The sequence below is a fragment of the Nocardia amamiensis NBRC 102102 genome (assembly GCF_001612745.1).
In the GTDB taxonomy this organism is placed as follows: Bacteria; Actinomycetota; Actinomycetes; order Mycobacteriales; family Mycobacteriaceae; genus Nocardia; species Nocardia amamiensis.
In genome coordinates this window covers 1-7,346 of record NZ_BDBA01000178.1, presented here as the reverse complement: position 1 = coordinate 7,346, position 7,346 = coordinate 1, and the positions used below count along the sequence as shown (strand labels likewise).

Sequence of the window (7,346 nt, the reverse complement as noted above, 5' to 3'; positions counted from 1 at the left end):
AAGCACGCGGAACGCAAAAGGCTCATGCTCTCCATGAGCATGAGCCTCTGATGCGTGGAGCTAAGGGGAATCGAACCCCTGACCTTCTCGATGCGAACGAGACGCGCTACCAACTGCGCTATAGCCCCGTGCGGCTCCGGGGAACCGCGCTGTGACACTGTATCAGGCCGGGCCGCTGGAGTCCGAATCGGTGCGCTGAGCTGCGCTTATAGGGGTGGTCTACGCGCCCTCCGCGCGGCGGGCGTCGCCGGTGGCGCGGTTGCGCAAGGCTCGGGCGGTGGCGGGGTCGAAGGGGTCGAGGTGGTCGAACAAGGGGTCTTCGTCGTCGGGGTCGACGAGGGCGGAGCGGCGGCGGAGGGCGCGGGCGGTGTCGCGGTCCATGGTGCCGTGCGGGGCGGCGGCTCGGCGGGCGCGTGCGCTGGCTGCGCCATGGCTGCGGTTCAGGCGGGCGGCGCGGTTGCGGCGGATCTCCTCCTCCATACGCACCTGCTTGCGCAGGTAGGCCAGGTAGGTCACGAGCACGACGGAGGAGAGCGCGGTGCCCCACCACAGCAAGGGCGTCAGCACGAACGTGAGCGCGCCGCAGAGGATGGCGGTGAGCACCAGGCCGAGCACGGCGCGCTGGCGGAAGGTGTAGCGGGCGGCGCGGGCTACGGCGTCGGCCTCGGGATCGAAGCCGCCGCGGCCTCGGCGAGTGGAAACGAATTCCGGTTCGTCCGAATCGGTCTCGTCGTACTCGGGGTAGGTCACGCGGGCGGGCGCGGTAGAGCGCGCAGGCGGGATTCTGGCCGCTGCCAATTCTGGGTTGTGTGCGCCCACGCCGTCATCATCGGTCGCCGAGTCGATCTTCGCAGCGACTTCGGTCGCTTCTTCGTCGTCTTCCGGCTCGTCGTGGTCCAGCGCGGCGGTCGAGTCGTCGGCGTCGAAGTCGTCCGGTTCGATGTCGTCTGGTTCGATGACGTCCGCGTCGAACTCGGCCGCGTCGATGTCCTCCGGTTCGGCGTCAGCGATGTCGGATGCCGCGGCGTCCAAAGGCACGGGAAGATTGTCCCCGTCGGTCTCGGTGACGGGCTCGTCGGCCGGTGTCGTCATCCGGTCCTCCGCATCATCGCTGTGGGCATACTCTCTCGGTACGCGGCGGGGCCGCCAGTTCGGATCGGTTTCGTGCCCGGCGGCCGGGCCTTTCCTTCTGAGACGTCGTTTGCCGCCGCCACGGTGCAGGACCCGGGTCGCCAGCGCGGCGTCGGTGGTCCGGCGGATTCGGGGGTGGCGGTCGGCGAGCATCGGGAACAGGACGAAGACCCAGAGCACGACAAGACCGATCCACAGGATCGAATTCGGCATCGCGTCAGCACCTCCGTCCCACCTGGATTTCGTCCGGCTCGGCCCGCGAGCGGCGCGTGATACGCCGCGCTGGTCCGGCTCCCCGTCCGACGCAATCGCGTCGACGCCGGACACCCGTAGGCTCCCTGCCGATGGCGCAAGACGCACCATCGACGTCCGTAGGCTAATTCCGGGTAGCACCAAGTTCCGGCAGGCGCGCCGTGCACATCCGCCACACCTGTCACATTTCCACCATGCCACCGTGTTCGGTGGGCCCGCGCTACAGCAGGGTGACGCGCCCCTCGCGCACCAGCCGGTCCAGAACCGTCCCCACTACCTCCTCGATGGTCATGCCGACCAGGAGGTGATCGCGCCAGGCGCCGTCCACGTCGAGGTAGCGCCGCAGCAGCCCCTCCTCCCGGAAGCCGACGTTGCGCAGCACCGCCTGACTGGCCAGATTCTCCGGTCGCACGGTCGCCTCGACCCGGTGCAAGCCCACCGGCCCGAAGCAGTGGTCCAGTCCGAGCGCCAACGCCGCGGTCGCGACGCCCTGCCCGCTGAGATCCTTGGCCACCCAGTAACCGATCCAGGCCGAGCGCAGCGCGCCGCGCACGATATTGCCGATGGTCAGCTGTCCGCTGAACACGCCGTCCACTTCGATCACCAGGGGGATCATCGCGCCGCGTCGAGCCTCCGCCTTCAGGCTCGACCACAGCGAGGGCCAATTGGACGCGTGGTTGCGCGTCTCCCATGCCCCGCGGCCGGTCGGCTCCCACGGCTCGAGATGGTCCCGGTCCCGCAACCGGATCCGGCTCCAGGCCGCCGCGTCGCGCAGCCGAATCGGACGAAGAGTCACCCTCCCCGCGGCCACCCGGACCGGACCGAGTCGCGCGGGCCACCCCGGATGCTGCGTGACCCGGAAAACGTTCATCGAGTCCACGTCTCAGCCGCGCTGTGCGAGAAAAGCGACCTGAACCTCGTCACCGGTGCGGATCTCGGTGTCGTCCGGGTCGATCACGATCAGGCTGTTCGCCTCGGCGAGGGTGGCGAGCAGGTGCGAGGACGAGTTCGCGCTGCCCAGTGGCTGCACCAGGTATTCGCCGGTCGCCTCGTCGCGCATGAGTTGCGCACGCAGGTATCCCTTGCGCCCGGCCATGGAGCTGATCGGCATGATCGTGCGCGCGCGGATGATCCGGCGCATGGGATGCCTGCGCCCCAACGCGATTCGGATCAGCGGCCGCACCATCACCTCGAACACCACCAGCGCGCCGACCGGGTTGGATGGCAGCAGGAAGGTGGGCACCTCGTCGCGGCCGAGCCTGCCGAAGCCCTGCACCGAGCCGGGATGCATGGCCACCCGGGTGATTTCGAGCTCGCCGAGCCCCTCCAGCGCCTCCCGGATCTGCTCGGAGGCCCAGCCGCCGACGGCCCCCGCGATGACCACGACCTCGGAGCGCACCAACTGCCCCTCGACCACGTCACGCAACCGGCGCGGATCGGAACTCACGATGCCGACCCGGTTCACGTCCGCGCCCGCGTCCCGCGCGGCCGCGGCCAGCGCGTAGGAGTTCACATCGTAGACCTGGCCGGGGCCGGGTGTGCGGTCGATATCGATCAGTTCCCCGCCCACCGAGATCACCGATAATCGCGGTCGCGGGTGCACCAGCACCTTGTCGTGTCCGACCGCGGCGAGCAGACCGACTTGCGCCGCGCCGATGATGGTTCCGGCCCGCACCGCGACATCACCCGGCTGGACGTCGTCGCCGACGCGCCGGACGTAATCCCCGGAGCGCACCGGCTCGTACACCTTGATCCTGGCCCGGCCGCCGTCGGTGAAATCCAACGGGAGCACGGCGTCGGCCAGTGTCGGCATCGGCGCGCCGGTATCCACCCGGACGGTCTGGCGCGGCTGCAATCGGATCGGCTGTCGCGATCCGGCGACCACCTCGCCGACCACGGGAAGGGTCAGGTCGACGAGATTGCCCTCCTCGTCGCGGATGTCGGCACCCGCGGAGGCGACATCGACGCTGCGTACCGCGTAGCCATCGATCGCGGCCTGATCGAAGCCGGGCAACGGACGCTCGGTGACGACGTCCTCGGCGCACAGCAGCCCCTGGGCCTCGGAAATCGCGACCCGGACCGGCCGCGGCGCGACGGCCGCGGCGGTCACCTTGATCTGCTGATCCTCAACCGAGCGCATCCAGCCCTTCCTGATCCTCTCCGCACTCCATCCGATTCCGCCTGCGCCGGCGCGCGGGATCGCACCGCGGCGCAAGCGCGTTCGCGCGCACCGCGGTGAACCACCATTCGTACCCGACGGTCCACTCTCGGCGAAACCCCGGGACGGGACCGTCAGTCGTCGGTAGTCAGCTGCGGATCCCAGTCCGGACCGAGGCGGTGCTGCAGCCACTCCCGAAGGGCGGGGCCGTATTCCTCTCGTTCCAGTGCGAAATCGACCGCAGCACGAAGATAACCGCCCGGGTTGCCCAAATCGTGGCGCGACCCACGGTGCACCACCACATGAACCGGATGTCCTTCGGCGATCAGCAGGGCAATGGCGTCGGTGAGTTGCAGCTCGCCGCCGGCGCCGGGCTCGATGCGGCGCAGCGCGTCGAAGATGGCGCGGTCCAGCAGGTACCGGCCCGCGGCGGCGAACGTCGACGGCGCGTCGGCGAGCGCCGGCTTCTCCACCATTCCCTTGACGCGCAGCACGTTCGGGTTCACCGCGTCCGGCACCGGCGCGACGTCGAACACACCGTAGGCGCTGACCTCGTCCTTCGGCACGTCGATGGCGCACAGCACCGTCCCGCCGCGCTTGCGGCGCACCCGGCTCATCACATCGAGCACACCGCAGGGCAGCACCAGGTCGTCGGGCAGCAGCACCGCGATGGCGTCCTCGTCGGCGTCGAGGGCTTGCTCCGCTTGGGCGACCGCGTGGCCGAGGCCGAGCGGCTCCTCCTGGACCACCGAGGTGACGTCGAGCAGCGCAGGCGCCTTGCGCACCTTCTCCAGCAACTTGTACTTGCCGCGCTCGGCGAGCGTGCTCTCCAGCACCAGGTCTTCGACGAAGTGGGCGACGACGCCGTCCTTGCCCGGCGACGTGACGATCACCAGACGCTCGGCGCCGGAGTCGGCCGCCTCGCTGGCGACCAGCTCGATGCCGGGGGTGTCCACCACCGGAAGGAGCTCCTTGGGCACCGTCTTGGTCGCGGGCAGGAAACGTGTTCCCAGCCCGGCCGCGGGCACCACGGCCGTGCGGAAGCACGACACCACCGCGGTGTCACCGGGCTGTCCGGCCTTTGCTGTCATACGCATACCCTATCCATCCATCACGCCGCCGGATCGGCGTCGCGCCGACCCGGTACCGGGGTGAGCCTATGGTGATCACTGTGAAGATGCCCGGCGAGCGCGATAAACATGCATGGCGCATCGAACTGGCGGCCCGGCGAGCTGTGATCAGTGCCACCGACCACGCGGACGAGGCGCTCGCCCTGGCCGCCGCGGTGGGCGCGCTGGAGGCGCGGGAGTGGGTCTGCGCGTATGTGCCGGTCGACCGGGAGCCGGGCTCGACGGCCATGCTGGACGCGCTGCTGACCGGTGGCGCTCGGGTGCTGGTGCCGGTCACCGGGCCGCCCGGGCCGCTGAGCTGGGCCGAGTACACCGGCGCGGATACCATGCGCCGCGCCCGCTACGGGCTGCTGGAGCCGGTCGGCACGGTGCTGCCTCCGCCCGCGGTGGCCAGGGCCGGGGTGATCCTGGTTCCCGCGCTGGCGGTGGACCGCCGCGGCGTCCGGCTCGGGCGCGGCGCGGGCTACTACGACCGCACCCTCCCCGCCGCGCGCCCGGACGCGCGGCTGATCGCGGTGGTACGGGACGACGAGCTGGTCGAGCGGCTGCCCGAGGAGCCGCACGATCGGCGCATGGGCTGGGCTCTGACACCGCGCGGCGGCCTGCGACAACTCGGCGATAGCGCCGGGGAATGAAATGCCGATTGGCGGTGTTGGCACTGTCGGCTGTAGAGTGCCAGGTTGACGAATACCGCGGAGGATCCTGTGCCAACTTACTCGTACGCGTGCACCCAGTGTGACAACCGCTTCGACATCGTTCAGTCCTTCACCGACGAAGCTCTGAGCGTCTGCTCGGAGTGCTCGGGGAAGCTGCGCAAGCTGTTCAACTCGGTCGGCATCGTCTTCAAGGGCAGCGGCTTCTACCGCACCGACAGCCGCGGCGGCGCGTCCACCGCGAGCGAGCCCGCCAAGTCCGACAGCGGTTCCGGCTCGTCTTCCGACTCCAGCGCGTCCAGCAGTTCCACCCCGGCCGCCAGCACGGCCGTGGCCAGCTGATTCGACGTTTTCCACAGCCTCGTCGCTTATCCACAGTCGGCCCTGATGCCGGGCGGGCAGGTGTGAGTTCGGCCATAGGATCCGGCCATGACTCACGCACTCGCCGACCTCGGCCGGGGCGGCTGGAATCCCTCCGGTTGGCAGCGCCCACAGTGGGCCGATGCCGCGCTCGCCCGACGGCTGTTCGCCGCCGCCCTCGCCGTAGTCGCGGCTGTCCTCTTTGTGCGTGGTGACCCGCAGACCGAGCGCACCCCGGTTGTCGTCGCGGCCCGGGATCTGGCGCCTGGACGGCTGATCGAGCCGGGCGACCTGCGCTCGTCGCCACGTGAAGCGGGCACACTGCCCGCCGGTGCGGTCGCCGACCCCGCCGCGGTGGTCGGCGCGACGCTGACCGGAGCGATGCGTCAGGGCGAGGTCTTCACCGACTTGCGCGTCATCGGTCCACGGCTGGCCGCGGCCGCCACCGGAGCGCGCGACGCCAGAATCGTGCCCATCCGCCTCGCCGACACCGCGGTCGCCGACATCCTGCGGGCGGGCGACCGGGTAGACGTGATCAGCGCCGAGGACTCGAACGGCCCCGGCACCCGGCCACCACGCACCCTGGCCATGGACGCCGCGGTCATCCTGGTTGCGGGCCCGAGTGGCGAACGTGGCGCCGCCGACCGCGTGGTTTTGGTCGCGATGGACGCCGACCACGCCACCACCGTGGCCGGGGCTTCCCTACGCAGTGCGCTCACCGTCGTCTTTCATTGACCGCACCGCGGACATACCGAGCGACAAAGTTCGCCGAAAATTTGCTATTGGCCCATTAGCATCGGCCCTACCGGCGCGCTAGGACAGCCGAACCCGATCGCTCAGCTCCACACGAAGGGGAGACATCGGCAATGCTCAAGGATTTCAGGGATTTCCTATTCCGCGGAAATGTCGTCGATCTGGCGGTTGCCGTGGTCATCGGCACGGCTTTCGTCGCGATCATCACCGCGTTCACCAACGGCATCATCAATCCGATTCTCGCCGTTTTCGGTGGCACCGACGAGCTCGGCCTCGGTTTCCGATTGGTTGCCGACAAGCCGGCCACGTTCGTGCAGGTCGGTCCGATCATCACCGCCGCGATCAATTTCCTGATCATCGCGGCGGTGCTGTTCTTCGTACTGGTGCTGCCCGCCACGCATCTGAAGAAGCGCTTCCGGCCGGACGACGCCACACTCACCGATTCGGAGGTGCTGATCCAAATCCGCGATCTGCTCGCCGAAGGCCAGACCAGAACGGGCGGACGGCACGAGTTCTGACCTCACCCCGTAGCGCACAGCGGAACGGGCCCGTGACGGCGACGGGCCCGTTCGCATTGTGTGGGTGGCGGCCCGGCGCTCAGCCGAGGCTGAAAGGCTGGCCCCACAGCGTCACCCAGGTGATGACGTTGTCGGTCTCCACCTCGACGCTCACGAAGGCCCGCGCCTGCGCGTAACCCCCGCAGCCCGACAGACCGATGGTCTCATCGGCCCAGGTGACCGAACCGCTGGTGCCCTTGAACGCATTCCGGGTCTTGTGCGACTCGTTGCCGAAGTCGTCGGCCTGCTCCAGATCGAGCACGTAGAACGACTTCGCCTGACCCGGGCCGAGCGACAGCTCGCCACCGGTGTTGGCGCCCACATTGCCGCTCTCGTCGCTCCAGTCGACTTC

Annotated in this window: 9 protein-coding genes and 1 tRNA gene; 4 read left to right on the top strand and 6 right to left on the bottom strand. The window is 69.4% G+C overall.

Going from position 1 to position 7,346, the window contains the following annotated elements; translation table 11 throughout:
- Positions 1-55: 55 nt before the first annotated feature.
- From NA4_RS28390 to NA4_RS28370, 5 genes are all read right to left on the bottom strand, one after another.
- A tRNA-Ala gene (locus NA4_RS28390) sits at positions 56-128 on the bottom strand.
- Positions 129-219: 91 nt separating this feature from the next.
- A complete protein-coding gene (sepX, locus tag NA4_RS43345; protein WP_067476733.1) occupies positions 220-1,344 on the bottom strand; it encodes a divisome protein SepX/GlpR in 1,125 nt (374 codons plus the stop codon).
- Positions 1,345-1,603: 259 nt separating this feature from the next.
- Positions 1,604-2,254, bottom strand: coding sequence for a GNAT family N-acetyltransferase (locus NA4_RS28380; RefSeq protein ID WP_067476731.1), 651 nt, complete (start codon positions 2,252-2,254; stop codon positions 1,604-1,606).
- A gap of 12 nt (positions 2,255-2,266) precedes the next feature.
- On the bottom strand, positions 2,267-3,523 hold the full coding sequence (glp, locus tag NA4_RS28375) for a molybdotransferase-like divisome protein Glp (protein ID WP_067476725.1): 1,257 nt from the start codon (positions 3,521-3,523) through the stop codon (positions 2,267-2,269).
- Positions 3,524-3,675: 152 nt separating this feature from the next.
- Positions 3,676-4,632 carry a UTP--glucose-1-phosphate uridylyltransferase gene (locus NA4_RS28370; protein WP_067476722.1) on the bottom strand — a complete coding sequence of 319 codons (957 nt, stop codon included), beginning with the start codon at positions 4,630-4,632 and terminating at the stop codon, positions 3,676-3,678.
- A 68-nt stretch (positions 4,633-4,700) separates the two neighbouring features.
- Between NA4_RS28370 and NA4_RS28365 the strand changes: the two genes are divergently transcribed.
- The 4 genes from NA4_RS28365 (at position 4,701) to mscL (ending at position 6,955) form a co-directional block, all read left to right on the top strand.
- Positions 4,701-5,306, top strand: a complete 606-nt coding sequence (locus tag NA4_RS28365) for a 5-formyltetrahydrofolate cyclo-ligase (RefSeq protein WP_067476719.1) — start codon at positions 4,701-4,703, stop codon at positions 5,304-5,306.
- 69 nt (positions 5,307-5,375) lie between these two features.
- Positions 5,376-5,666 carry an FmdB family zinc ribbon protein gene (locus tag NA4_RS28360; RefSeq protein WP_067476728.1) on the top strand — a complete coding sequence of 97 codons (291 nt, stop codon included), beginning with the start codon at positions 5,376-5,378 and terminating at the stop codon, positions 5,664-5,666.
- 87 nt (positions 5,667-5,753) lie between these two features.
- Positions 5,754-6,419, top strand: a complete 666-nt coding sequence (locus NA4_RS28355; protein ID WP_067476715.1) for an SAF domain-containing protein — start codon at positions 5,754-5,756, stop codon at positions 6,417-6,419.
- 131 nt (positions 6,420-6,550) lie between these two features.
- A complete protein-coding gene (mscL, locus tag NA4_RS28350; RefSeq protein ID WP_067476712.1) occupies positions 6,551-6,955 on the top strand; it encodes a large conductance mechanosensitive channel protein MscL in 405 nt (134 codons plus the stop codon).
- 79 nt (positions 6,956-7,034) lie between these two features.
- Here the strand turns inward: mscL and NA4_RS28345 are convergent.
- Positions 7,035-7,346: MspA family porin (locus NA4_RS28345; RefSeq protein ID WP_174553005.1), on the bottom strand; the 312-nt coding region annotated here is incomplete at its 5' end.